20 protein-coding genes and 1 pseudogene are annotated in these 26072 nt (G+C 42.8%); 4 read left to right on the plus strand and 17 right to left on the minus strand.

Going from position 1 to position 26072, the window contains the following annotated elements:
- The first annotated feature begins 219 nt into the window (after positions 1-219).
- Together EL294_RS05550 and EL294_RS05555 are read left to right on the plus strand one after the other, a co-directional pair.
- Entirely contained in the window at positions 220-2100 is a 1881-nt protein-coding gene (locus tag EL294_RS05550; protein ID WP_126465689.1) for a glycine betaine ABC transporter substrate-binding protein, read from the plus strand.
- Positions 2090-3265: a quaternary amine ABC transporter ATP-binding protein gene (locus EL294_RS05555; RefSeq protein ID WP_126465690.1), complete on the plus strand. Its 1176-nt coding sequence runs from the start codon at positions 2090-2092 to the stop codon at positions 3263-3265. Before EL294_RS05550 ends, EL294_RS05555 begins: the two co-directional genes overlap by 11 nt.
- A 170-nt stretch (positions 3266-3435) precedes the next feature.
- Here the strand turns inward: EL294_RS05555 and EL294_RS05560 are convergent, their stop codons facing one another.
- The 14 genes from EL294_RS05560 to EL294_RS05620 all read right to left on the minus strand — a co-directional run bounded on the left by EL294_RS05560 (position 3436) and on the right by EL294_RS05620 (position 20950).
- Entirely contained in the window at positions 3436-4104 is a 669-nt protein-coding gene (locus tag EL294_RS05560) for a copper amine oxidase N-terminal domain-containing protein (protein ID WP_126465691.1), read from the minus strand.
- 311 nt (positions 4105-4415) lie between these two features.
- A complete protein-coding gene (locus tag EL294_RS08180; RefSeq protein ID WP_126465692.1) occupies positions 4416-4715 on the minus strand; it encodes an SdpI family protein in 300 nt (99 codons plus the stop codon).
- Between the two features lie 282 nt (positions 4716-4997).
- Positions 4998-5837, minus strand: a complete 840-nt coding sequence (locus EL294_RS05570) for an MBL fold metallo-hydrolase (RefSeq protein WP_126465693.1) — start codon at positions 5835-5837, stop codon at positions 4998-5000.
- Between the two features lie 56 nt (positions 5838-5893).
- Positions 5894-7423, minus strand: coding sequence for a CHAD domain-containing protein (locus tag EL294_RS05575; RefSeq protein WP_126465694.1), 1530 nt, complete (start codon positions 7421-7423; stop codon positions 5894-5896).
- A gap of 316 nt (positions 7424-7739) precedes the next feature.
- Complete coding sequence (locus tag EL294_RS05580; RefSeq protein WP_126465695.1) at positions 7740-9245, minus strand: pyruvate kinase; 1506 nt, start codon at positions 9243-9245, stop codon at positions 7740-7742.
- A 192-nt stretch (positions 9246-9437) separates the two neighbouring features.
- The gene (locus EL294_RS07890; RefSeq protein WP_164715240.1) at positions 9438-9608 is read right to left on the minus strand and encodes a hypothetical protein; all 171 of its coding nucleotides are present in this window, start codon (positions 9606-9608) and stop codon (positions 9438-9440) included.
- Positions 9609-9745: 137 nt separating this feature from the next.
- The gene (locus EL294_RS05585) at positions 9746-9982 is read right to left on the minus strand and encodes a GNAT family N-acetyltransferase (RefSeq protein ID WP_269471191.1); all 237 of its coding nucleotides are present in this window, start codon (positions 9980-9982) and stop codon (positions 9746-9748) included.
- A 9-nt stretch (positions 9983-9991) separates the two neighbouring features.
- Positions 9992-10279 carry a hypothetical protein gene (locus tag EL294_RS05590; protein ID WP_126465697.1) on the minus strand — a complete coding sequence of 96 codons (288 nt, stop codon included), beginning with the start codon at positions 10277-10279 and terminating at the stop codon, positions 9992-9994.
- 197 nt (positions 10280-10476) lie between these two features.
- Positions 10477-12552 carry a DUF4357 domain-containing protein gene (locus EL294_RS05595; protein WP_126465698.1) on the minus strand — a complete coding sequence of 692 codons (2076 nt, stop codon included), beginning with the start codon at positions 12550-12552 and terminating at the stop codon, positions 10477-10479.
- Between the two features lie 172 nt (positions 12553-12724).
- Positions 12725-15715: a type I restriction endonuclease subunit R gene (locus EL294_RS05600; RefSeq protein WP_126465699.1), complete on the minus strand. Its 2991-nt coding sequence runs from the start codon at positions 15713-15715 to the stop codon at positions 12725-12727.
- Entirely contained in the window at positions 15708-17033 is a 1326-nt protein-coding gene (locus tag EL294_RS05605) for a restriction endonuclease subunit S (RefSeq protein ID WP_126465700.1), read from the minus strand. Before EL294_RS05605 ends, EL294_RS05600 begins: the two co-directional genes overlap by 8 nt.
- Before the next feature lies 1 nt (position 17034).
- Positions 17035-19140, minus strand: a complete 2106-nt coding sequence (locus tag EL294_RS05610) for an N-6 DNA methylase (RefSeq protein ID WP_126465701.1) — start codon at positions 19138-19140, stop codon at positions 17035-17037.
- 571 nt (positions 19141-19711) lie between these two features.
- On the minus strand, positions 19712-20491 hold the full coding sequence (locus EL294_RS08025) for an SRA domain-containing endonuclease (protein WP_232006459.1): 780 nt from the start codon (positions 20489-20491) through the stop codon (positions 19712-19714).
- A 48-nt stretch (positions 20492-20539) separates the two neighbouring features.
- Positions 20540-20950, minus strand: a complete 411-nt coding sequence (locus EL294_RS05620) for a hypothetical protein (RefSeq protein ID WP_126465702.1) — start codon at positions 20948-20950, stop codon at positions 20540-20542.
- Between the two features lie 106 nt (positions 20951-21056).
- Between EL294_RS05620 and EL294_RS08215 the strand changes: the two genes are divergently transcribed.
- Both EL294_RS08215 and EL294_RS08220 read left to right on the plus strand, forming a co-directional pair.
- Positions 21057-21638: a helix-turn-helix domain-containing protein gene (locus tag EL294_RS08215; protein WP_164715241.1), complete on the plus strand. Its 582-nt coding sequence runs from the start codon at positions 21057-21059 to the stop codon at positions 21636-21638.
- Positions 21639-21679: 41 nt separating this feature from the next.
- Positions 21680-22102: a DDE-type integrase/transposase/recombinase gene (locus EL294_RS08220; protein WP_126465704.1), complete on the plus strand. Its 423-nt coding sequence runs from the start codon at positions 21680-21682 to the stop codon at positions 22100-22102.
- Between the two features lie 1198 nt (positions 22103-23300).
- On the opposite strand, the gene EL294_RS05640 is transcribed toward EL294_RS08220, so the two are convergent.
- From EL294_RS05640 to tnpA, 3 genes and pseudogenes are all read right to left on the minus strand, one after another.
- Positions 23301-24620, minus strand: a complete 1320-nt coding sequence (locus tag EL294_RS05640; RefSeq protein ID WP_126465706.1) for a sensor histidine kinase — start codon at positions 24618-24620, stop codon at positions 23301-23303.
- Positions 24617-25270, minus strand: a complete 654-nt coding sequence (locus EL294_RS05645; protein WP_126465707.1) for a response regulator transcription factor — start codon at positions 25268-25270, stop codon at positions 24617-24619. Before EL294_RS05645 ends, EL294_RS05640 begins: the two co-directional genes overlap by 4 nt.
- Positions 25271-25457: 187 nt before the next feature.
- A pseudogene (gene tnpA / locus EL294_RS05650) lies at positions 25458-25924 on the minus strand (IS200/IS605 family transposase).
- Positions 25925-26072: the final 148 nt, after the last annotated feature.

The raw sequence follows: 26072 nt of genomic DNA on the forward strand, positions 1-26072 counted from the left end.
TATATAATTTTATTATAGCACGATCATTGGCAGTAAAAACGCGCTTTGTGTGGGTCCACCGTCTCTAAACTTGTTCTTTTTGGTATTAACATATATAATTGCGCTATGGTTTTCTTTTATTCTCGAGAACTCAAGAATATTTTGGGTATGCTTTTTAATATCAAGACGATTTTTCCTTTTAAGACGATTACACGAAACACACAGAAAAGGAGGCTGTATATGAAACGACGATCACTCGCGCTCGTTTTGGCAATGCTTACGATGCTCTTGTCGATTCCCGTCTACGCCGCTTCCGAAAAGGGAACCATTACCTTCGGCGATGCGGGCTGGGAGAGCAACAAATTCCACAACGCCGTGGCGGGCAAAGTGGCAAAAGAAGTGTATGACTACGATTGGGAAGAAACGCCCGGTTCTTCTGCCGTGGTGCACGAAGGGCTGTTGATCGGCGAAATCGACGTGCAAATGGAAGAATGGACCGACAATCTGCCCAAGTACTTAGCGGATCTGGATGCGGGCAAGCTTCAAGAACTCGGCATCAACTTCGACGACAACTACCAGGGCATTTACGTGCCCCGCTACGTGATCGAAGGCGATCCCGAACGGGGGATCGAACCCACCGCGCCCGATCTGAAGCACATTCGGGATCTCAAGCAATATCCCGAAGTCTTCGCCGATCCGGAAAACCCGTCGAAGGGCAGAATGTACGGCGCCATCACAGGCTGGGAAGTGGACAATATCTTACAGCGCAAGTTCGCTCACTACGGCTTGGACGAGAGCTTCGTCTACTTCAGCCCCGGTTCCGACACGGCGCTGCAAACCGCGATTATCGATGCCTACGACAAGGGCGAACCGGTGGCGGCCTACTACTGGGAACCGACGGCCCTTTTGGGAATGTACGATATGGTGCTCTTGGAAGACGAACCCTATCGCGACGAAGCCGCGTTTAACGCCGGCGAAACGGAACTGCCGCCTATGCGGGTTACCGTCGGCGTAAGCAACGCCTTTTACGACGATCCGAAAAACGCCGATATGGTGCAGTTTCTCGAGAAATACCATACCTCCAGCGAACTCACCTCCGAAGCCCTCGCCTATATGGAAGAAAACAAGGCGAACTACGAGGAAACGGCGGAATGGTTTTTGAAGGAACACGACGAACTCGTAGACGACTGGTTAAACGAAGAAGACGCCGCCACACTCCGCGAAGCCCTCGATGAAAAGGGCGGCAAAGGGCGGCGCTCTATCTACGACTTTCCCGTTCAATTGCCCATAGACTTCACTGCCATCGATAAATCCGTACGCGACTTCAGCGTCAAACACGACGGGTTCTTTGGCGCCGTCACTCGCGGCCTTACGGACTTCGTAAACGCCATTCAGTCCGTACTGGAATTTATCCCCTGGTTCGTGCTGATCGCGGCGGTGTTTTTCGCCACGTGGAAGCTATTGGGAAAAATTTCTACCGCCCTCCTCTACGCTGTCCTCCTCTTTTTGGTGGGCGCCGTGGGCTATTGGGATATGATGAATGAAACCTTGGCGATCATCATCGCATCGGTACTCATTTCGCTGTTGCTGGGCTTTCCCCTGGGGGTATTGATCTCCGCCAGCGAACGCGCCGACCGCATCGTGCGCCCGATTTTAGATACCATGCAGACCATGCCCGTCTTCGTGTATCTGATCCCCGCGCTGCTCTTCTTCGGCTTGGGAAAAGCGCCCGGCGTCATCGCCACCACAATCTATGCGGTGGTCCCCATGATCCGACTGACCAGCCTCGGCATCCGCGGCATCGACCCCGAAGTCGTAGAGGCTTCGGTCGCATTCGGCTCCACCTGGATGCAGTCGCTCCTCAAGGTAAAAATCCCCCAAGCACTCCCCACCATTATGACCGGCATCAACCAAACCCTGATGATGGCGATCTCTATGGTCGTGACCACCTCTATGATCGGCGTACGGGGCTTAGGCATGGAAGTCTTAGACGGCGTCAACAAAATCGAAATCGGCCGTGGACTGATTTCGGGCATCGCCGTCGTCATTATAGCCGTCATCTTAGACCGCATTACCCAAGGTTTTGTAAAACAAAGCGAGGTGAAACACGATGGAAGATAGCATTCTTCGCGTAAAAGACGTATCCGTCGTCTTCGGCCCGGAACAAAAAAAGGCGCTGGAGATGAAAAAATCGGGTCTATCAAAAAGCGAAATCTACCAAAAGACCAAAACCACCGTCGCCCTTTATGGCGCAGACTTCGAAATCTACCCCGGCGAGACCTTTGTCGTCATCGGCCTATCGGGCTCCGGCAAGTCGACTTTGGTGCGCTGCTTAAACGGCTTAAACACCCCCACCACCGGCACGGTTGAATTTCACGGAAAGGACATCTTTCGGTTCAAAAAAGACGATCTGATCCGCTTCCGCCGGGACAGCATCTCCATGGTCTTTCAGCAGTTTGGGCTGATGTCCCACCGCAACGTGTTGGGAAACGCCGAATACGGTTTGGAGATCAAGGGCGTGCCCAAGGAAGAACGCACACAAAAGGCCATGGAAATGCTCGCCATGGTGGGCCTGGAGGGCCACGAGCACGAATCCATCGCGAGCCTCTCCGGCGGCATGAAGCAGAGAGTCGGCATTGCCCGGGCCCTCGCCAACGACCCCGAAATCCTATTAATGGACGAGCCCTTCTCCGCCTTAGACCCCTTGGTGCGCAAAGACATGCAGTTTGAGCTTCTCACCATTCAAAAGAAACTCAACAAGACCATCGTCTTTATCACCCACGACATCAACGAGGCCTTTAAGCTCGGCGATCGCATCGCTATTATGAAAGACGGCGACATCATTCAAATCGATACCCCCGAAAAAATGAGCACGCACCCCGCCAACGACTACGTGAAACAATTTATCGACAGCGCGGACATGACCCAGGTCCTCACCGTGTCCAATGTAATGGCGCGGCCGGACAGCTTGGTAAAAATCAGCGACGGACCGGAGGTCGCCATCGCCACCATGCGCAGAAACAACACCTCCAGCGCCTATGTCCTAAGCGACGATATGAAACTCATGGGACTGGTAAACGTCTACGACACCCTGCGCGCCGTGCGCGAATCCCTGCCGCTGGAAGAAATCCTTATTACCGACCTGTACACCACCGGCCCCGATACCTTGCTTACCGATATGATGGAAATGGCCACCGAAACCCCCTACCCCATCGCCGTCGTCGACAACGACAACAACTTCCTGGGCATCGTGTCCAAGGTCCACGTACTTTCCTCAATCGTATAAGAACAAAACTTGCAAACGGGAGATCCCCAGGGATCTCCCGTTTTTTCTGGAGCCAATAGCGGCAAGTAGAGTCTGCGCTTCACAAACGTCCCCTTTCCCACCAAAGTCCTTTTGTTTCATTATAGCAATCTGCCGATACAAAAAAAGCCCGGATCCCTCCGGGCCTTTCTCTATTGGTCCTCTGTGCTTTTTATGCTCTTTATCATTTCGTCCATCAACTTTTGGTAGCGATCGGTGCCGATTCCCTCTTCGGGAAAGTGCAAGACGATATATTTGCCGTCCGCATAGCGCAACACCCGATCTTCGAGATTCGAAAGCGGCGGCTCATCTTCGGCGGCGATGGTAAACAAAGTGCCCGGCTCGTTGTCGTATTGGCCCAGCGCTTCTTTCGCCGTAAAGACATACTTTCCGCCGATCTCGTTATAATCGACGGCATCGGGCACGATCAGAGAAATGCCGAGAGGATCGAGACTCTCGGTAAACTCCGTCACCGCCCCCGGGTTCGGCCGCTTGGCGACGATCACCGTGCGATTCTTTCCGTCCCAATCGACTATCCCGCCCAGCGCCTCTTGCACAAAGCGCACCGGTATGTATACCGTCCCGCCGTCTTCGAAGGGCGCGGCGTCCATGGCCGTGGCGTTCCCGTTTGCGGTATAGGCCTTCTCGCCGATTTTCATGGCAATCTGTTTGTCGCCTGCGCGAAGCGTTACGGCGCCGTCGCCGCTTTGCTCCACGGTATAGCCGAAAAAGTCTTCGCAGTTCGCCAGGGAAAGATACGTTCTGCCTTCGCGAATGGGGGCGACCTCTTCTGCGCCGTATTGGCTAGCCGCCAAGTTCATGCCGTTTACATATACGGAAACGGCCGCGCCCCCCCCCCTCTCCCCATACTGCCGTCGGAATCAACACAGCTGCACACAAAAACAATAACAATCGTCTCTTCTTTTGTCCACACTACCCCTCCTCCGGTATAGTTTTTTCAGGTATGCGACGAAATGCCGCCGAGCCCTTTTGCTCGCCCCCATCGTATCACCCCCCCCGGAAAAAACAATGACAAATTCTTTATTTTACTTCTACTTTCAATTCCGGGGCTTCCCGTCCTCGTCAAAGCGCTGCCGCAAGGCAATTTCCGTGGGCAGGATGGCGCCGAGCATCACCGCGACCTCTGCAAAAGAGATGCCGAACACAAAACCTTCCTGCGCATCTCCCATTTGATTCCACGCAAAGAGCAAAACAAAAGCCCCGCCACAGCCAAGACAATGTCCGTCACCAGCCAAATTTTGCCGAAAAACTTTTGCGCGAATTGCCATGCCTCCGGGCTTTTCATTGAACGCTTTGTGCGGTACCCATACGTCGGATTGATTTCCTTCGGCCCCCGTGCATACAAGAGCCAACCGAAAACGATCATTATAATGGGTACGAGCAAAACACCCATCGCCACAAGAAATACCATACGTCCCTCCTATCGCAAATCTATTACTTCATATTCGAAGTATATTGTATGGAGGATAAGAATTCAATGAAGTTCGTCCGGCATATTTTTAAAAAAACAGAGCGATGTATCGCTCTGTGTTTATAAATTGGTTTTATATTGTTTATACGCCCATAAACAATTGCAATACATCTTTTTTGATCTCGGAAAACGCCACGGTGGCGGTAATCTCCAAGGAGCGCGGCCGACGCCGATAACAACTCATATGTTACGGCTTATATACTCCTGCGATTCGCTCTTCCCTCACACTTCCATGCTGGTATGGGGCAGTTGCACCACGGTATTCACCCCGTGTTCTTCACAGTAGCGCACCAGGTGAAAGGCGACGCGATCGGTGCGCTCGGCGATTCTCGGCAGGCGCTTAACGGGACGGTTTAGGGACACGAAGAAGTTGTCCCAATGAATGGGGACGACGAGTTTTGCCGCTGTGCGTCCTATGGTTTCGTCGAAAAACGCCCGCCGCTTTTTGCGGCGCAACCGTCGATACCCCGCCACGGCCAAAAAGAGTACGTCGGCCGGATAGCCTTCGAGCCGCCCTTCGATATAGTTGCCGCTGGGATGAATCAAATAGCGCTTTTCGCCGTTTTGCACATAGAAGTCGTAGGAGCCGCCTTCCTTATACTTTCGCAACCGGCTCGGCCGGGCGAGGGGCGCCTCGATCTCCTCGCCGATGTCGTCGTGAAAGGCGACCGGGCGGGAATGGAGAGACGGTATCACGGTGATCTCAAAATGGCCGATGCGATAACGTTTGTAGCCTTCGAATACGGCAAGTTGTTCTGTGGGCACGCCCCCGCCCAAGCCCACATTTTTGGTAGATTCGCTGCCATACAGGGTGGCCCCGCAACGCCTGGCGATGTAGGGCGCATCGATCACGTGGTCGTAATGGGAATGCGAAATAAAGACGGCCCGCAGTCGATCGATGCCGTGGGTTTCGAACAGATCGTCGATCAGATCGCAATCGGTGTCGACCTTTCGGAACAGATAGCGCCCCACCGTCGGGCGGGTAAAATTTGCGTCGAAGAGGACTTGATCCTCGCCGTCGTCGAACAGCAAAGTGGTGGTGCCGAAATTGGTGATTTTCATCCTTTCCTCCTCGAATTTATTGCACAATCCCAAACCTATTGAAGAGACTACTATCGTTATAGGAATTTATTGAATAGAATCGACGCCAACAGAATGACGACGGCACCTACGGCGAACAGCTTATACTTGGATGGGTCGTCGAAATAGACCGGCGCATCCGGCTCGATTGCCGCGTCCGCTCGCTCCGCAGGGCGCTCGCCATCTTGCGCCTTTTCCCCATCCTCGATCTTGTCCGCGCGCTCCGGCGTCTCGGCCTGCGCGTGTGTGGAAGCAGGCGCCGTCGACTCTTCGACGACTTCGCTCTTTTCTTCCGCGGCATGCGGATTGGAATCCGCCGTTTTGTTTCGCAAGCCGAGATCGTGGAGCAACTGATTTTCCCTCTGTTCTTCCTTTTTTATAAAATACGCCGCTTCTTCCAAGGCCTTATCGTCGAAATACGGCTCGAGTTCTCGAATGGCCTCCCGATTTCTCAGCGCGTCGCACACTTCCCCCAGCACGGTCTGCCGCTTTTTGGCCTTTTTGTGGTGCATCACTTGGGTGAGGGTGGTGTGGTCGTCGAAGAACTCGGTGACGTATCGGTATTTTTTACTTTTCAGCCGAATTCGATGCACAAAGGGCAGGTCGAATTCCTCCATGCGCCACAGCGCCTCGAGGGTATAGCGATACCAATTGTGCAGCCTTTGGTCCAACAGGAACACGCCGTCGATTTCGTGCCAGTCGGACATACTCAGGCTGTGCATAAATGTATTTAAGCCTTCTTTTAACTCTTCGCGAATGCGATCGGTCTTTAGGAGCGCGAGTAGCCGTTCCTCTTCTCGCTTCCGCTGTTCCATTAAGGCGTTCTTCAGGTGGACTTGCTCCGGCTCTCTCACCTTGTCCCACTCTTCCATCAACACGTCCAGTTCCCGCAAGAGTTCCGCGTCTCTGCCCTTTTGCCGGAAGATATCTTGAATTTTTGCGTAGGACGAAGGATTCAATATGGGTTTTACCATAGAAATTAACGCCCTAAATCGGCGAATGGAGACCCGGTATTGGTGCACGGATTCGACTTCCCAAGGTTCTCGAATAAAGGTATCGAGGTTTTTGAGAATCTTCTTAAAGCCCTCTTCGATTTTCGGCAAAAGGAGCTTTTGCAGCGAAATGTCCGTTCCCTTACGAAACGGCACCACGATTTCTTCGGGATAGGCAAAAAATATCAGATCTTTTGCCCTATAAATCCACTGCACCGTTTCCCGCCCTGTCGGGTCTTTCTTCGAAAGTACCGCCATGTGATCGTCAAAATCTACCCTTTTTCCGGTTGCGGCATATAAATCCGCCGATAGCCGTTCGGGCACGTCCATGAGAATGCGGCATTCGTCGTCTTCCGAAAAAAACAGCTCGTTTTTCGGTTTCAGCGCGAGCTCTCCAAATACGCCCGCAAAATCTTCCGCCCGCGTTTTGAGACTGCTGTCGTAATACAGCGTCTTTTTACAAGGGGGCAGCCCCAAGGACAGCGCCTTGATCCGATTGATTTTTCTCTTTGTTTTGCCTTCGGCATTTTCTTTCGGTCTATATAATGCAAAAGGATATATTCTTAGTATGAGCATCCTGTATCCCTCCGATTTTGCCACAATTATATACTATAAACTATAAATAGTCATCTATATGGCTGAATCCTCTGTTTTGTTTCGCCTGTGTATAGGCGATATGAGAAATAGAGTACTTTTTTCTTATCAGCCACTTTCTCGTTACACACCGTTATTTTATTGCATCAAAAAAGACCGCTGAAAAAAACGGCCTTTCCGAATAGATCATATATAGAATTGCCCTACATTTTCATAGGGGCTCTTTTATCAAACACTGCAGTCTTTTTGGGTACGCAGGGCATACCACTTATACATCTTACATAAACACCGTCGCGCGTTACTCGTGAGAATACGCAATGCCCAAGGCTCTGAGCATATAGGTCTTTTTGAGCTTGTGGTACTTTTGCTTTTCCAAGATCCGGCGGACCATCTCCACCCCTTGGGGCAGGTATTTGCCCTTATTGAGCATAATGCACTCCGCCGAAGCGCCTTCGGCAACGTCGGTGATTTCCGCTCGCGTGGGGATGCCCCGTTTGATCAGGTTCGCCAAAACTTCAGTGGCCCAAATCACGGGAATATTGGCCGCTTCACAAATCCACATAATCTCCTGTTGCAGCTCCGACAGGCGCACATAGCCGCATTCTACCGCCAAATCCCCCCGGGCGATCATTACACAGAGCGGATTTTTCCCCGCGCCTTGCAAAATGATCGAAGCCAAGTTGTCCACAGCTTGCACCGTCTCTATCTTCGCCAAGATCGGGATTTTTTTGGCCCTTTCTCCGACTTGTCTTTCCATTTCTTCCTGGATCATTCTCATATCCTGGGCATTTTTCATAAAGGAAAACCCAATGATATCGGCATGCTCCAAGGCAAAAGCCAAATGGACCTTGTCTTGTTCCGGCAACACATGCAGGTCGAACCGGGACTTGGGAAAGTTAATGCCCTTTTCCGACTTAATCCGGGTATCGGATCCGTTTACCTTGTGGATATATAGGGTCAGACCCTGCGCATCTTTTTCCACCACCCGGCATTCCACAGTTCCGTCGTCAATAATGACCTCTTCTTCTTCTCGGATATCTGCGAGGATTTCCGGTACCGTCATTCCCACCACCAACTTACAGTGCGGGTAATTGCCAATTTTTGTCGTATCCTTATCCAGACGAATCGAATCTCCCGCCGCCACCTTCGGATTCTTTTCGGTGGTATAGACCCACGACGTTCGAATTTTAGGACCGGCCATCTCCATCGAAATCTTTACTTCCCGACCAAATTTTTTCTCTGCTGCCCGTACCCTTTCGATCATTTGGGTCCAAATCTCTTCGTCGTCGTGGGAACAGTTGATTCGGGCGATGTTCATTCCGTTTTCTACCAGCTTGTCGACAAACTTTTGGTCGTCGGTGGCTTCTGTGGGCAGAGTCGCCATAATGCGAGTGTAATTTTTCGACTCGGTAGGACCGAAAATCTCCAAAGTATTTTTTGCCAAAATCTCAGGTCCCTCATAGAAGCGGGCAATTTTCGGATGGAACACGGTTTTTTCCGCACCTGTAATATCCTCGAGGGTAGCTACCAGGGAATCGAGCGTGGCGAGAGTCTTCGCCTCCAACCGCCCCAAAGACGAAAGACCCCAGGGAATTAGGGCCTCCTGCAAATCCCGAAGGTCCCTTCGGCGAACGGCGAGATAGTGAAAAAGGTTTTCCGCCGAGGGTAGAAAATCCTCCCTCTCCAGCTCCTCATCCCAAAGGGCTATATCCCGATCCCTTTCGTCCATCACATCCTGTCGTAACTTTCTGACCCGGACCAACAGTTCCCGCGCCAATTTCATCTCATCCGCACCCTTATCCATGCCGGCCTCCTTTTCCTATGGATTGTATTCCTATTCGTTCTTTACTACATTTATTTATACCTATCTATAATTGTATCATGCTTAAAAATATTTGGAACGCTATAAAGACTTTCGATGCGCCATATGTAGCCGGCGAATCATAACTTTACGTAATTTTAACGGCAGATATGCTTATTTTGATAATTTATTAAATTACTTTGTCTCCGCTGCAAATGCGATTCGCTGCTCTTCGGTATCTTCCACCGCATCGACGCCAAAGGGAATAATGCAACGCGGCGTACTATGCGCTTCATCCGCCGACTTACCGAACAATACGCCGCGCACCGCGCCAAATACGCCGGCGTCGCGAAGGGTCTCCGTCATCCTGCGAAACTTCTCGGGCGTTCCTGTTCTTTGCCCTATATACACCTGATCTTCCGCTCACGCAGGCACCCAATGGAATGCACTTGTTTTTTTTTACAAAAACCGCCGAACCAATCTGCCGGTCTCGGCTTTCTCCTCTAATTCTTTTCTTCGGTATCTTCTCGTGACGAGCGCAAATCAAGAACCATCGCCATAAAATCGATGTATCGCTCCCCGATCTTCACCAAAGCAGGCACTCTTTCCGTTCGTTCAAACCCGAACGTTTGAAAGAAAGCCATCGCCCGGCGATTTTCTTCGCTTACCTCGAGCGTGACGATTTCGATTCCGTTTTTCTGTCCGAAGTCGATGCCCCAGCGCAACATCGAACTGCCGATGCCGCGTCCTCACGCGTCCTTCGCCACCGCCATGCCCAGCTCCGCCCGATGCGCCATCCGGCCCGAAGCGCCCGCAAGACTCAATGTTCCCAAAAGGGTCTCCCCATCCCATGCGATAAGAAAAAGACAATTCTTCTCATCGCGCATGCCCTCCAAAAATCGCGCCCCCTTCTTTAAAGAGATGCCGATCCCTTCCGCGCCATACGACAAATACTCCGTCTCGCCGCCCACTTGTCGAACAAACTCCAACACTTTCCCCGCATCGGCAGCTTTCCCTTCGCGAATCGCAACTGCCATCGTGATCTTCCCTTCCGCTGAAACCCTACTCCGATATATTTTCTTACTTTATTATTGTAATCGATTACGGTATAAAAATCGCCAATAAAAACGCCCACAGCGTAAACCGCCGCGGGCATAACTTGAGTTGGCGACATATACCATGTAAGGGCAAAAGTCGGCCTTCCTATCTCCCTCCACTTTTATCGATTCTATATTTACAAAATCTCTTTTTTCTCGCGCAAGGAAACACCATCCGAGGTTTTCCAGCAATCCCATCCATTCCGAGACCCATGTAAAATTAGCGACGCTGAACTGCTCAGCGCACTAAATCCATCGATTTTCGGATTTACTATATGGGATCGTTTAAATACTAATTTTTCACCATCATCATAAATAATCCCATCATCTATCAAGCTCTGTCTTTCTTCATTAATTTCCGGATAATTATCCGCATTTTTAAACAGAGCGAGCTCCGATCCTTCATAGATTTCGACCGCACCGTTATCTGCATAAAACATTCCCGATGCCGAAACGCCATTGGCGTCGATATAGATCGGTGTCGTCTTAATAATTTTTGAATTGGTTTGGGGATATGAGAATAATTTATTAAACGCTTGAATTAAGAATTCCGTTCTTTCGTGAATCGCATGGATATCCCATTTTTCTTTTTTCAAAATATCTTGATTGATTTTTAAGTGAGATGTGTTCGATAAAATTTCATTTTTATAGGTCCAGACCTTATTTTGCATCCTGCTATTATCGACTTTAGAAGCCAAAGTCAAATTCCCCAACCTGCTTACATTTCTTTGGTATTCTTCCTCATCGACGCCCAATGCTTCATACCATTCCGGCGTGGGCGTTTGCGGCATTAAATGTTCAATATTCAAATCTTCCAAATGGACGGGCGCCGGATTGTCGTGATGTTCGAGTTTATCGAAGAAGATTCGAAGTGGCGTTTTAATCTTATACACATTCGCATGTAGCAAAATATCTCTTAGCTGCTTGTCGTTGGGGACATACATGCCATTGTTACTATTCTTAAAGACTAAATTCTTTTTCAGGACTTCCACTACATTCTTGTAGTCTCCGGCACATTCTTCCTCGATATCCTTTAACAAGGGCGGGAACATTTTTGTAAGATAGCTGGTGTTTAAATCGCATAGAGCCCTCCGTATTAAATAGGAATTAATGATATAAATCATCTCAGAGGTTTGCGCAATGCTTATCTTTCCCTTTTCGTATAAGTCCCATAAACCCATCATCAAAGGCGCAGGCATGTCGGATAGAATTCTTCGATACTCCTTGATCGGCCCTCTTAGCGCTTTCTCTATAGCAGCGAGATCTTTATAGTAAATTTCATAATAATATCTGCTATATTTTATAATATCATCAAAAATAGCTTCTCTTTCTACATCCTGATTCTTCTTATACCAATGTACAAATTCTCTGTACACAGCATTTTTATTTGGCAAGACCTTATTTTTTATGGAAAGATAAAATCGAAAAAAAGATTCTAGTTTCTTGGAGTCACTTCCCAAGTACTTTTCTAGCTCCATCCAATACTTTGTGTAATAGAGATCTTGTAACTCGCTGTTTAAATCCATGAGTAAAAAATTTCGAATTAAATCGGAAGCGGTTAATTTTACGCCGGTAGAATTGATACTTTCAAATATTTTTTGTGCATTATCTTCTTTGGATAGAGGGATACAAACGACGTATAACTTATTTAAAGCCAGTAAAATTTCATTATACGTAAACTTTTCATTGAGTGTCTTTACGTAATTTACTATATACTTAAAATTTTTATACACCAGAGAATCTGTATCCTCTATATCGCCGGCTTTGTCGTTCACGATATATTTATAAACCGAGTCATCCGAAACCAAAGGCTTCAGCTTGTATTTTAACGTTTCATGGGTGGCGAATGGATTGGTCAAAATTTGCCCATCTAAGCTCTGGATTGCGTCCACGGCATTTTCTTGTTTCATGATTTCCCGTATGGCATAGAGGATCAGAAATGTCGTAGTCAATCTCTGTTGCCCGTCGATCACCGAAAATTCTCGGCTCGTAAAATCGATTGGCGTATCTAGATAGATGATGATGCCCAAAAAATGATTGTTATATTCCCCCAACAAAACACTTTTTAAGTCATCGAGATATTGCTTAACTTCTTTACCTGCCGACCAAGTATAATTTCTTTGGTACACGGGTATCACGAATTGGCTACCGCTGCTATTTCTTAGAAAGTCCAACAATCCCGTTCTTAAAGGCGGTTGCGCATTTGCGCTCATACTCCTCACTCCTCCATACGATCTTTGGCATGCGAAACGCTCAAAAGCCCTCTGTTCTATCTACCGTCGAAAAGTTTCTATGCCTTCATTTCTTCCGGTCATCCTTTTAAATAAGCAGCCTCTAGCCTCACGCCATCATTCTTTTATAGCTGCGATCCTATATAAGCACATCTCAAATCGCATTGGCCCTTAAACTTTTGTAAATCTCGGGCATAAATAACCCGAGGACTTCTTTTTGCGCATCTCGGTTATCGAGCAAATAAGAGAAAAATCCTTGATTTTGATCTAAGCCCTGGATCAAAGCATCTTCGATATTCGAAAAATAAGAGAATCTAAAATCCTCTTCTGTATTATTTTTAGCGGAAGTTCTAAGTTCTTCTGATTTCAACATCAAATCCCGAATTTGCATGGCTGCTGTGGTGGCCAATTCCACATCGTAATTAGAACCGGTTTTCGCATTAATATCCGCGATAATCTCCGAAAGTCTCTCTTTTTTATCCCCCGATATTTCAATGGGTTCTGCCATGGGAAGATTGACGACAGGCTTTGAGATCATCTTTTCGTCCTTGTGCGTTTCGCCCTCTATTTGCGCAAAGTTGCTTGCTTCTACTTTGCCCTTGAGGTCAAAGCCGTCTCCCCCATCGTCGAGACTGATCATATCCAAGAAATAGCATACGTATATATAGTATTTGTGAACATCCAAATCTTCATAACTGGATACCTGAATGAGATACTCATAGAACCGTTTGAAGTTTTTCATCCTGGCCACAAATACTCTTTGCGGTACTTCTTTCAATTCCTTTAGCCTGCGATTGGAATTCTGTAAAGACAGAAGAAGAGACTTCTGCTCATTTCTTGTTATGGAGCCCTTTCGCTTTTTAAAGATCAATGTATTGACGCGATCTACATCCAGCGGGTCGATAATGTAATATCCTTCCAAACTTGTCAGCATCTCTTTGATCTTACCGGGGGTTAAATCGCTCGCTAAGAGCGTGGTCGTATAATACGGAGCAAACGCGTTTTGCATACTTTCATAGTCATTTACAAAGTCCAGTACAAATACTTTCTTTTCGTAAGGCGGACAGACTCTATTCAATCTCGATAGCGTTTGCACCGCGTTTACGCCCCGGAGTTTTTTCAATACATACATGGCGGATAGCTTCTTCTGATCGAAGCCGGTCTGATATTTATTGGCCACGATCATTACATTATACCGATCACTGTCGAATTCATAGGGAACACTTTCTTCGGCCACATGATTGATGCCGAACTCTGTATATGTCTCGTTGTCGTCTTCTAAATTGACCTTGCCGGAAAAGGCCACGAGGGCGCGGATGTTCTCATAGCCCTTTTCTCGAACATATTTATCCAAATGTAACTTATACTTTACCGCCGCCTGCCTGGAAGCGGTAACGACCATCGACTTCGCCTGGCCGCCCAATTCCGGTACCACATGATTTCTAAAATGCTCGACGATAATCTCGACCCTTTGGCGAATATTGGTATCGTGCAGATCGATAAACCTTGCAATCTGCCGCTTGGCCTTCACGGTTTTCAGCTCTGGATCTTCTTCTATCGCCTTGTTAATTTTATACATCGTTTCGTAGGTCGTGTAGTTTTGCAGCACATCCAATATAAAGCCTTCTTCAATGGCTTGCTTCATCGAGTACAAATGAAAGGCTTCGTAGTTTCCATTTTTATTTAGCCTACCGAACATCCGAAGCGTCGTCGGTTTGGGGGTCGCCGTAAAGGCAAACATAGAAACATTCGATTGCTTGCCCGATCTTTTGATTTCATTCAAAATTACGTCGTCTTCATCTTCCAATTCTTCTTCCCCGGAACCCAAAGACTGCGTTACGGCCATCATATTCTTGCCGGAGGTCGAAGAATGCGCTTCATCGATAATGACGGCAAAGTTCTTTTCTTTTAAATTCTTCAATTCCTCCACGATATACGGGAATTTTTGGATCGTCGTCGCCACAATCTTCGTATTGCCTTCCAAGGCAATTTGCAAATCATGAGACGAACACTTATCATCCATGGTCCTGATAAGCCCCGCCTGGTGATCTAAACTTAACACCGCTTTTTGTAGCTGCCGATCCACGACCACTCTGTCCGTAACAATAATAATGGTGTCATAAATGGGATGGTTATCGGCATCGTGCAGGGATACCAATCGATGAGATAGCCAAGCGATAGAATTCGTCTTGCCCGACCCCGCCGAATGCTCGATTAAATAATTCAGGCTCGTTTTGTTGACCTTTACATCCGCCAATAACTTTCTGATCAGATCGAGCTGATGAAAGCGGGGGAAAATCACCGTCTCTTTTACCTTTACTTTTCCCGTCAGTGCATCCTCGTCTTCTTTTCGCTCTATAAAAATAAACTTCGAAATCAGCTCGAGGATAGAATCTTTGGTTAAAATCTCTTCCCACATATACGAAACCGGCAACTTGTCCGGATACGCGGGGTTACCCGCTCCCGTATATATGCCCTCGCCCTTGCCCTTATTGAAAGGCAAAAAGAAAGTGGATTCGCCGTCGAGTTTCGTCGCCATCATCACCATACTCGTATCCATGGCAAAATTTACAAGGCATCCCGCCTTCCACAAAAACAGTCTCGACTTGGGATCCCTATCCGTTCGATACTGCAAAATGGCATCGTGATACGTTTGACCCGAGTATTCGCTTTTCAGTTCAAGGGACATAATCGCAAGTCCATTCAAGAACAATACCAGATCGACTCTCTCCTCGTCATTCGGATATACCTCTTGCATGACAGAGAAAATATTGCCTTCATACTTTTCGAGCAAATCTTTATTGTAGTCGGTGGCCGGCTTTGTATACATCAGTGCCAGCTTTTTATTGTTGATTTCGATGCCCCTTTTGAATACATCGAGGAGCGAACTGCCCTTTTTGGTGATCTCTTTATTGAGATAATTCACGATGGTTTCTCTCGTATCCTGTTTGTAGATACTTTCTAACTCTTCCATCACATCGCTTTGCGTAGCAGAGAAGAATTCGAAAAGAATATCGATGTCCATCGCATACGCCCGATTAAAATCTTTATTCTTTCTTTCTATAAAACCGTTTTCTTCCACCAAATGCGCGACGAACTCCTGCTGAAACTCATTCCTTTCATCGAAGATATTGACCTTAACCATGAGAAACCTCCTTTTTCCCCGTAACGTATTCGTAGATCAAAGACTTCTTGTATTCTTCCAAGACTTCCAGTTGGTGATGTTTTTGGTTTATGGAATCGTCTACCACTTGATTGACCTTATCTAAATAACTTATTATTACTCGCAGTTCATGTTCACTAGGTACCGCGATATGCATATTTATAAGCATGTCCATTTGTAAATGTATTTGATTGGTCGAGCCTTTTGCAAAAATACCATTTAATAAATCATACTTTGTACTTAAAAAATAGTAAATCAACTTGGAAAGATCTAATATATTCATTCTTATAAATGCAACGTCCGTAGATGCTAAATATTTTTCGTCTTCTTGGAAGAAATATGTTTTCCCTAAAACGCCTCCACCAGTAGTAGCTATTAGAACGTCATTTTTTTTCAATAAAGCATCACTTTGAATGTTGTTGCTACAATACTTTAAATTATAGTCAAAGTATCCTTTGCTAAACGTTGCTTGATTAACAACCGGGGTTAATTCTTCCTCAACATAATTTGGGCTTATACCTTTGGATATAGTAGTCGCAATATTTTTTAACTTAATTAGCTCCCAATGCTCCGGAATCTCTCCAATCCATTCTATGCCCGACTCTTTCATCTTCACATTTTTATCCAGCCCCTTTGTAACCACCTCGGTGATAAGGGACTTTTTGTATTCTTCCAGCGTTTGGATTTGTTGAGTGATAAATTTTTTTAATTTTTTTATTTCTAGGCACTTGTTATTTACTAACTTAACAATCTTCCTTTGGGAGTCAATACTAGGGATCGGAAACTTTACCTCGTTTAATAATTTTGTTATATCTAAATTCTGTATACCTGTGGTTTGATTGAAATATAATTTAGTGCCGCCATTCTTATAAAAGGAATAAAAACAGAATTGTGCAAACATCGGCAATATTTGCATTTTATCGACTCTTATTCTTTCAATGAAATTGGCGAATAACGCTTCATATTCTTGATCCCATATAATGGTTCTCCCTACAGGCATTTTTTCGCCACCACCCGATTTTTCAATTAGTATATCTTCTTTTTTTAACCTATACTTGATTATTTCTTTTTCAGTATAATTCCTGAATGTATATGGCCTGTCTTTTCTTACCGTCATATTTGGAAAATCAAAGTCTGCGACCCGTATACATATTTTATTATTCAAACTATCTACTATTTCGTCCTTTCCCCATACTCCGGATTGTCTATCTACAACGATACGCTTTAACACCGTAGTTTCCCACTCCTCCGGTATCTCGCCAATCCACTCTATTCCCGAATCTTTCATCTTCCTCGTCATATTATTCCTCCGCAAACAGCTCTTTGATTTTTTGGCGCACGGCCTTTTCCAGTTCTAGAAACTCTTGTTTCAGTTCTTCCGACGGTCTGGGGGCTTCGTATTGGTAGAAGTATCTGGTAAAGGGAATTTCGGCGCCTGTTTTGATTCTCGGGCTTTTGAGAGTCATATCCTCTTCAAAAAAGGCCTTGGCGTCCGGCACGTGCGGAAGCACTTCTCTTTCCATATACTCCTCAATATCTTCTCGTACATTTACGATTTCCGTATTCTTGGTGTCTTTGTCGTAAATGATTTCGCCTTTTTTATCGGTTTCTATGATGGCTTCTTTGTCCATGACAGAAAGCGCATCCATCACTTTGGTAAAGATGTTTTTCGGCAGATCGATGTTCGATAAAACCCCTTGTAAGACCGGTTCAAATTCGTCTTTTGACAGATATTTTTTATCCGAGATGTTCTTTTCCAGTTGCAAGAATATCTCCTCATAATCTCTCTTATTTTTTTCGTATTTTTTTAAATTCGTCTTTTCTGTCTTTTTGAGTTTCTCGCCGAGTTCTTCTTTCTCTAATAATTCTTGGTGTTTTGCCGGATCATAAAAGCTATTGAGGGCATTGGAAATTTCGAGATTTTCGATTCTTTCCGCGTTGATTGCGTAAGACCTTTGCAGGGGTTGCATCACCGTATATTCTTTGTAGATGAACTCTGTATTTTCGTGAATTTGAGACAGTTCATTTTCTTCGAAATTCGCATACAGCTCTGTAATCTTTCTTCTATCTTCTTTGGTAAATTCTCGCCTCTTGTTTCCCAGAGATTTTCTAAGGGTGTGGTAGATCTCTCTGGCGTCGATGAGTTGAATTTTGCCTTGTCGTTCTTCCCTTTTGTTTTTCGAAAGAATCCAGACATAGGTCGCAATGCCGGTATTGTAAAACAGATCGGTCGGCATGGCGATAATGGCTTCTATCAAATCCTCTTCCAAAAGCCATCTTCGAATTTGACTTTCGCCGGACGAAACGCCCCCGTTAAATAACGGAGAACCGTTTGTGATGATGGCCGCCCTTCCTAACGCATCGTCCAGCTTATCGACGGCGGACTGCATAAAGATAAGTTGCGAATCTCCTCCCGCAGGAAGACCCGCCTTCCATCTGGAATGCTCTTTTTCATGCTCGTCGTTGACCGCTTGTTCCTGCCCGGACTTGGCGTTGGATCCTTTCCAAGGGGTCCCAAAGGGCGGATTTTCTAAGACAAATCGCATGGTGGTATCTTTAAAGCAATCTTCTTTTAAGGTATCTGCATGGCGGAAGTTTTCTGCGTTTTGGTCTTTAATCAGCATTTCGGCAAGACCCACCGCATAGGACTGCCCCATCATTTCCTGTCCGAACAATCGTATATCTGCGGATGCGTTCAAGCCTTTCAAATGGCTATACGCCGTAGAGAGCATACCGCCCGTTCCGCACGCCTGATCCAGTATGGTAATGACTTTACCTTCGTCGAACACATCGTCCGAGCCTTCTGCCGTCAACACGGAAACCATCATCTTTATAATGTCACGACCCGTATAAAACTGCCCGGCATCCACATTTTGATAGAATCTGCCTATTAGATTTTCAAATATGTATCCCATCTTAATGGAATCAAAGTTTTCGTACGAAAGATCCAGTTCCGAAAAAGCCTTTACCACATTAAAAAGACAGTTTTCCTTCGCCATTTTATCGATATGAGAATCTATATTTAACTGATTTAAAATTTCTCGCACATTGGCAGAAAACCCATCCAAATACGCCTTAAAGTTCGAGGCGATGTGATCCGGATCGTTGCACAATTCTTTTAGACTATATCTGGAGGTGTTATAGAATTCCTTTTTGGAGATCCTATACATGGCCCGTACCGGGTAGTCTTTATTTTTCTCGTACGTTTTGATGACCTTCTCTTTGGTCGGTTCCAAAACGCACTCAAATCTTCGAATAATCGTCATGGGGATAATTACGTCGCCGTATTTATCGGGCATATAGGCGGCCCGCAGCTTATTGGCTATGGACCAAATAAAGTTCGCCTCTCTCGTTATATCGACGGGTACATCATCTACAAAATCGGTCATCACTATATTTTCGCTCATTTTGCATTCTCTCCATTGTCGTTCTCATCGCTAGACATTCGATCGTAATATAAGAATATTGTATCATCCTGTGAACATATAGTCGCCAAAAATATGCATTTGCTTCCTGTCCCTGTGCGATAGCGTGATCAATGAATTTTACTTATATTATGTATATTTCTTCTTCGTTATATGCGCCAATCCCCCGCTTTATAAGGTCAATTTAGACTACAATTGAGATTTTAGAACAGGATTGTATCTAGAAATAAGTCTACTTTTGTTTATTTCTAAATTCAGTTAACATATTATTCAATACTAATGCGTTCTCATACTCCTCAACAAATGCTCCTTTTTTGTAATGAGGAAATATATCGAGATATTTTCTCTCTACCGAGTAACCTTCTAATAATTTAGTAATCTTATTACGCTAAAAAGATATATAAATGAACTGATTTCGAGAATCTAATAAATACTAAATTTATCTTGCTGGGTGTTCTCCCATTTTAAATCTTTGCTATCATAAATTCTCATTATTTTTATAGCTATTATGAGCTCTTGCTATGTAAACAACTTTAGCCATTCCATATTTTTATTAGATGAACTCCAGCAATTTCTTCTTCATACAAAATTCATATCCCAACTTTTTTACGCCAAGATTATTAAATTGAACAATAATAGAATTACCTTCGATGGCTGTAATCTCGCCAAAACCAAACATCTTATGACTTACCTGTTTCCCAACAATATTTGCTGGTATTGTTATTTTTTCTTTTGGTTCTGGTTTTGGAATAATCGGAGCAGCATACCTTGGCTTCTTTGTCCTCTTTTGCTTTCCAGCCCTTAACTTCTTTTTATATTGAGCATCCACATTCTTCCCACGATTTTTGTAATCCTCCATATTATTAAATACAAACATCTGGGGTTTCTTTACATCATTATCCGGCACTGGCTTTATTGGGAATATCCATACTCTACGGTCGTTCCCATCTTCTCCTGGCTGTACGTCTATGTATGGTTTCTCCACAAGCTCTATCCTGCCACAGTATATATATTCGCCGGCATCGATAACCTCAAAAAGATGAACATCAATTCCGTTAAAATCGGACTCAGCCAATGTAGCATTTTGTGCCCAATAGATATCTTGATCCCCTGATTTACCCATGCCAGTATAGTGGAAAACTCCATCGATCCTTTTATCGAAATAAAGTCCTTTTGTATAATCGGATACGATAACAAGCGTATTCGTTTTTTCGAACGCCGCATACCTCCCATATTTCCGCATTTGAATATTTCTATAATATCCGAATTCTTTATTATCTGTCCTATTTTTAATCCTGGATCGAACATTAAATATTCCTCCATTTCTCAGCATCTTTTACCTTCAAAAGCCAAAATTTGAAGAATCGTTATTGTGGACAAGCTAGCTAAAGATGCCGAATTTCACGGGTATCTCTCCCTTTTCCCGGTATTCGGACTGTAATGCATATATGAGCATGAATGCAAATACATCGATTCCATCCTCGTTTAGTTTCCAACAATGGCTGGAATTCTCAATTCGTATTTTATTCTCACGCCATAATCGGTCGCTATCCGGCCATCGATATTTTTTCTTTTCTATCCAAACTTTTTTGCCATTTGGCTTCTTTTTCCTTTTTCTCACAATCTCCGGTGCCGGAAAATACTCTCTGTGTAACATAATTATTCCGTCGCAAGTATCCAGAGCGCTTTTATAATTTTCTAAATTTATATTATAAGAAGTATAGGCATAAAGATACCAATCTTCATCTTTCGCAATTAATTTACAGGAGGCCCCGAATCCCAGACTCAACAAATCACCTCATTTTATTCCAACGGATAATTTGGATCCGCACCAAACCAGGTTTGTGCACTGACCCCCAAAAGTTGGACCTATGAAACCAACTATTGGGGGTCTTTTTATGGCAAAATACAGTTATGAATTGAAACGTAGGATTGTGGATGAATATCTAAGCGGAAAAACAAGCTATTCGCAGCTCGAAAACAAGTACGGCATAGATAATTGCATAATTTGTAAGTGGGTCAAGAATTTCCAACATTTTGGTGATGAAGGGTTGGTACGGTCTAGAAATCAGCGTTCGTACAGTGTAGAATTTAAATTAGAAGCCATTACACGCTACGAAATGAGTGAAAGCAGCTATCAAGAACTTGCTCTCTTGCTCGGCCTCACGAATCCCAGCCTCATTGCGAATTGGCGGAGACAATATCGAGAGCAAGGCATCGATGGTCTGCGCCCTAAAAAGCGAGGTAAACCCATGAAAGATAAGAAAAATCCGGATCAACCATCCCCGTCTTCCAAACCGGAAGCAATGGACACAGCTACGCGAGAAGAATTGGAGAATCGGATCCAAGAGCTAGAAGCAGAAAATCGTCGGTTGACCATTCAAAAAATGTTCTGGGAACAGCTAAGGAGTTTGGAGAGGGAAGAAGCAATGCGCAAAAGGCGAGGATCGTCGCCAAACTCCGAGAACAATTCCCGCTAACAAAGATCCTGGCCGCGGTGCGTTTTCCAAAGTCTACGTTTATGTACTGGCAAAAGAAATTGGAAATCATCAGCTACACCCCCTCGGATCGACCAAATGGAGTAAGCATGCTGAGAGGCCTCGAAGAAGCCATTCGGCAATCAGAGAATTGCCCCTATCGGCGGACCTTTCATTCCGATCAAGGTTGGGGGTACCAGATGAAAACCTATCAAGCCATGCTAGAGAAACATCATATATTCCAAAGCATGTCTTGCAAAGGGAACTGCTACGACAATGCGCCCATGGAAAACTTCTTTAGCATTCTGAAACGCGAGATCTATGACGGCTATGTCTATACAAGTCGTAGCGAGTTGGTTCTGGCAATCAAGAATTTCATCGTTTACTGCAACGAGAATAGAATCAAGGAAAAGTTAGGGGAGCTAAGTCTGAGACAATATCGAGAAAACAAGAAGCCGGCATCGTAAAATATGTAAAACCAAATCGAGTAAGTAAAATCTACTTACTCGATTTGGTCCAACTTTATGGGGTCACTCTTCACTCTTTCCATCTGCCATACTCTTTTTTATATTCGTTGTTTACTACTTATTCTGTACGGTTTGAAATGATAGGATGAATAAAATAGATTGTTAGAAAGGAGATGAAAATGAAACCATTTAATCGATATTTAATATGCGCAAAAATTCTACTCATACTCGCTATTATTTTTATTATTGTAGCAATTAATCACCCAGAAATGTCATTTCCATGGAGTAATAAATATACTGGTTTCTTGTACTCTTTGTATTTTATAGTAACAATATTTTTGTTTGTACTCGGAATCCGAAAAAATAGCTAGCGCCTATACAGTGACCCCATAAAGTTGGTTTTCTAGGTTCAACTTTATGGGGTCACTGTAATTTTGATGTCTGTTTTTATTTGTTTTGACATGGCTCACTTTATTTGCTCATTTTATTATCAAGTCCAAAATACAAAAAGCTATTAATTGTAACCTTTAAATCTTTCTATTCCTCGACATCAAGACCAACGTCTCAGCCGTCGAGTTCTAACCAATCGAAACTCCCGCTCGTCGTTTCTCTTGGGAACTCTTGGCATAAGACCAACATCTACTTAGAAGGAGGATAGTAAATTATCTCCTTCTAAGTAGTGTCAGGGCTTCCACATGAAACCAGTGAACATTAAGTATCTCAGGTCATCCTGTTTGTTTGTAATAACATATCTACGAACCCTTTAACAATAGGTAGAAACTATCGTTAAAAGTATCAACTCGACAAACTGAGAATTGCCTCTATTTCTTTTTTGTAGTGTGATACCTTTTTCTACAACCTATAAGGAAAGCATACACCATATTGTCCATAAATACTCTGTTTTTCCTGTTTTATTTGATATGTGTATTGATAATAAAACAACGGCTCCTGAGATTCTAGTTAATACTAATTCCATGTTCTTTATTGATTTGCCAACCTGAGAAATTTAAATTTGTACGAATTATACTGTAAAAAAATAAGGTTACAGATTTTACTCCAAAGTCTCAATATTTTTAAAATAAGCTTTTTTAGGAATTGTGAAATTTCCTGCTGATAATATAAAAGTAAACTGGGAAAATTCTATGTCAAAGAAAAGGCTAGAAACTTAATTAAACAAATTATCGGAAATTCTAATTCGCTAAGGAAATATTTTAATTTTAAATGTAAAAAACTCTTCATCTTTCAATACTTTATATTCTATGTTGTAATTATTCAGAATATTACTTACAATGTATAAACCTAAACCATTACTATTTTCCTTATTTAAATCAAATTTAACATCAAATATTTTATCCATATTCGGAATTTTATTGTTACCATATAAATTCTCTATATATAACCAATCATTAACTATCCCAATATTAATTACCCCATTTACATCAGTATATTTTACCGCATTACTAATCAAATTAGATAGAATAATTTTTAAAGCTGGTTTTCCTATATAAACATTCTCATCTAATATATAATTATTGACAGTTATTTTCTTTTGATTTGCTAATATTTCATACTTTTTTAATATGTCTTCTAATGTATCATTTATTTTCAAATATTCTTCATCATTATTCAAATCTTCTATAGAATGAACTGATAATATTTGATGAATATTTTTTGTTAAACTATCAACAATTTCAATGCATTCATTAATATAAATATCTCTTTCTTTATATTTTCCAATATTGTATTTCATGTTTTCCAATATTATTTTAAGACTAGCAAGAGGAGTTTTAAGTTCATGGGATGCACCTTTAAAAAAGTCATATTTTAACTTCTCTAATTTTAAAATTTCTTTATTTTTAAATTTCAAATCGTCAATTGTTCTTAATAAAGTAGAATACAAATCATTAATTTGTTGTTTTAATTCTCCAACTTCATCATTAGAGCTAATTTTTAAACGAGTTTTTTTATCAAGTTTCATCATTTTATCAGTAACAATTTTTATTTCTTGTATATTGTTTTTTATTGATTTTGCATAAATTAAAGAAATAATAGCAGAAAATAAAATTGATATTAATAAAGAATATGGTAAAAATTTAAGGCTTAAATCTTTCGCATCTTTTTGCATATCAGCTGTAGAAACAAATTGTAGATTTGTTTTTTTACCATCATTAAGCTTTATTTCTCTTTCTTCAATTATCAAAGAATTACTATCACTTTCTAAATTAACATTTATATTATCTTTAATTTGTATTTCATTCTTATTATTTTTTTCTTTTATAAATGCTTTTATTTCACTACTCTTAGAATAAAGTTCCAAAGTTTGTTCTATATATCTTATTTCTTTTCCATTCATATTACTAGAAATTTCATTTGCCATACTATGAATCTTTTCTTTTCTCGTCTCCAAATATGTTTTAGGAAAGATAAAAAAAACTAATGAATGAACTAATATAATTATTATTCCAAGAACAGAAAATATTTGTATGAACATTTTTGGAAATATCTTTAATTTTTTCATTTTCTCTCCAATTTATATCCTACATTTCTTATAGTAGTTATACAGTCTAGCTGTAATTTTTTTCTAAGTTCTTTTATATATACATCTATTACTCGATCATAAGGAGTTTCTTCGCTATCTTTCCATACATAATCAATAATTTGCATTCTTGTTAACACTTGTCCATAATTATCCAATAAACATTTTAATACTTCTAGTTCTTTTGCATTTACATCTATTTCTTCACCATTTATTTTAGCTGTATATCTATTAAAATTAACCAATAGATCCTTATATTCAAACTTCTCTAAATGTCCATAATTCTTCTTAATTAAAGAATCTATTCTAGCCTTTAAGACTGGCAATGAAAATGGCTTTTCTACATATCCGTCTACTAAATTAGTGAATGCATCAATTTTATATTCTTCATCACTAAATGCAGTCAAGATTAGAATTGGTAAATTGCTTTTCTTTCTAATTTCTTTCAACACTTCTAAACCATTTATAAAAGGTATCTGAATGTCTAAGATAACCAAATTTATATCACTATTAAATTTTGACAAGGCTTCTCTTCCATCTTTAGCTTGAATAACAGTATATCCAAATTCTGAAAGATATTCACTTATTCCCTCTCTTATCATATTATCATCTTCAACAGTTAATATTTTCATATATACCTCCACTTAACCCTATACACTTATATTATACAGCATATTATTTGATTTTTTAAATCAAAACTACCAGCTTAGCTGGTAGTTTGCACTGCGCCTATAAACCACGAATACCGGCATGCCCCTATTGGGGATCCGAGTATTCCGTCACATGCACCACTATCCCAACTACTGCTAAAGCAGTTTATTATTTGTTTTTATTTACCGGCTCACCCGTAAACGGGTATTATATTCCTTTATACTTATTTGATCCGAATAATAGTCTTCTCTTAATTGATTCTGTATATATTCTTTGATTTTCTTCTCATTGCGCCAACTGTATCTATACAGTACCATCGACATCAAAAATGTCTATTTCCATACTTGTATTTTAGGTTTGCATGTCTATCTAATATTATTAAGGAACTTTTCCCTTTCAAATATCCCATTATTTCTGATACACTGCATTTGGGCGGTATTTCTAACAACATATGAACATGATCAGGACATAGTTCTGCTTCTATTATATTTATTCCTTTTCGTGTGCGTAACTCTCTTAATATACTTCCTATATCCACCTTAAACTGTCTGTAAATTACTTGCCTTATATTTTGGCGAAAATAAAATATGATATTTACATCGATATTTGGTATGTGATAAACTATTCTTATCCAATGTATCCTCCTTGTTTTAATTGTGCATGTGATTATCACAATTATACATCAAGGAGGTTTTTGGTGCTTGAAGCTAAAGCTTTCGTCCTCCACCTGCATAGCAGGTGGTTTACTGTTTCGCTCACTTTCGTTCACTCAACACACTAAAG

Origin of the sequence: Aedoeadaptatus ivorii, from assembly GCF_900638585.1 — a bacterium.
Classification (GTDB): Bacteria; Bacillota; Clostridia; order Tissierellales; family Peptoniphilaceae; genus Aedoeadaptatus; species Aedoeadaptatus ivorii.

Bases quoted from the DNA above. Each gene is read 5' to 3' on its own strand.
- EL294_RS05550 (WP_126465689.1), top strand. From the start codon at position 220: ATGAAACGACGATCACTCGCGCTCGTTTTGGCAATGCTTACGATGCTC.
- EL294_RS05555 (WP_126465690.1), top strand. From the start codon at position 2,090: ATGGAAGATAGCATTCTTCGCGTAAAAGACGTATCCGTCGTCTTCGGC.
- EL294_RS05560 (WP_126465691.1), bottom strand. From the start codon at position 4,104: ATGAACTTGGCGGCTAGCCAATACGGCGCAGAAGAGGTCGCCCCCATT.
- EL294_RS08180 (WP_126465692.1), bottom strand. From the start codon at position 4,715: ATGGTATTTCTTGTGGCGATGGGTGTTTTGCTCGTACCCATTATAATG.
- EL294_RS05570 (WP_126465693.1), bottom strand. From the start codon at position 5,837: ATGAAAATCACCAATTTCGGCACCACCACTTTGCTGTTCGACGACGGC.
- EL294_RS05575 (WP_126465694.1), bottom strand. From the start codon at position 7,423: ATGCTCATACTAAGAATATATCCTTTTGCATTATATAGACCGAAAGAA.
- EL294_RS05580 (WP_126465695.1), bottom strand. From the start codon at position 9,245: ATGGATAAGGGTGCGGATGAGATGAAATTGGCGCGGGAACTGTTGGTC.
- EL294_RS07890 (WP_164715240.1), bottom strand. From the start codon at position 9,608: ATGACGGAGACCCTTCGCGACGCCGGCGTATTTGGCGCGGTGCGCGGC.
- EL294_RS05590 (WP_126465697.1), bottom strand. From the start codon at position 10,279: ATGGCAGTTGCGATTCGCGAAGGGAAAGCTGCCGATGCGGGGAAAGTG.
- EL294_RS05595 (WP_126465698.1), bottom strand. From the start codon at position 12,552: ATGAGCGCAAATGCGCAACCGCCTTTAAGAACGGGATTGTTGGACTTT.
- EL294_RS05600 (WP_126465699.1), bottom strand. From the start codon at position 15,715: ATGGTTAAGGTCAATATCTTCGATGAAAGGAATGAGTTTCAGCAGGAG.
- EL294_RS05605 (WP_126465700.1), bottom strand. From the start codon at position 17,033: ATGACGAGGAAGATGAAAGATTCGGGAATAGAGTGGATTGGCGAGATA.
- EL294_RS05610 (WP_126465701.1), bottom strand. From the start codon at position 19,140: ATGAGCGAAAATATAGTGATGACCGATTTTGTAGATGATGTACCCGTC.
- EL294_RS08025 (WP_232006459.1), bottom strand. From the start codon at position 20,491: ATGCTGAGAAATGGAGGAATATTTAATGTTCGATCCAGGATTAAAAAT.
- EL294_RS08215 (WP_164715241.1), top strand. From the start codon at position 21,057: ATGGCAAAATACAGTTATGAATTGAAACGTAGGATTGTGGATGAATAT.
- EL294_RS08220 (WP_126465704.1), top strand. From the start codon at position 21,680: ATGTACTGGCAAAAGAAATTGGAAATCATCAGCTACACCCCCTCGGAT.
- EL294_RS05640 (WP_126465706.1), bottom strand. From the start codon at position 24,620: ATGAAAAAATTAAAGATATTTCCAAAAATGTTCATACAAATATTTTCT.
- EL294_RS05645 (WP_126465707.1), bottom strand. From the start codon at position 25,270: ATGAAAATATTAACTGTTGAAGATGATAATATGATAAGAGAGGGAATA.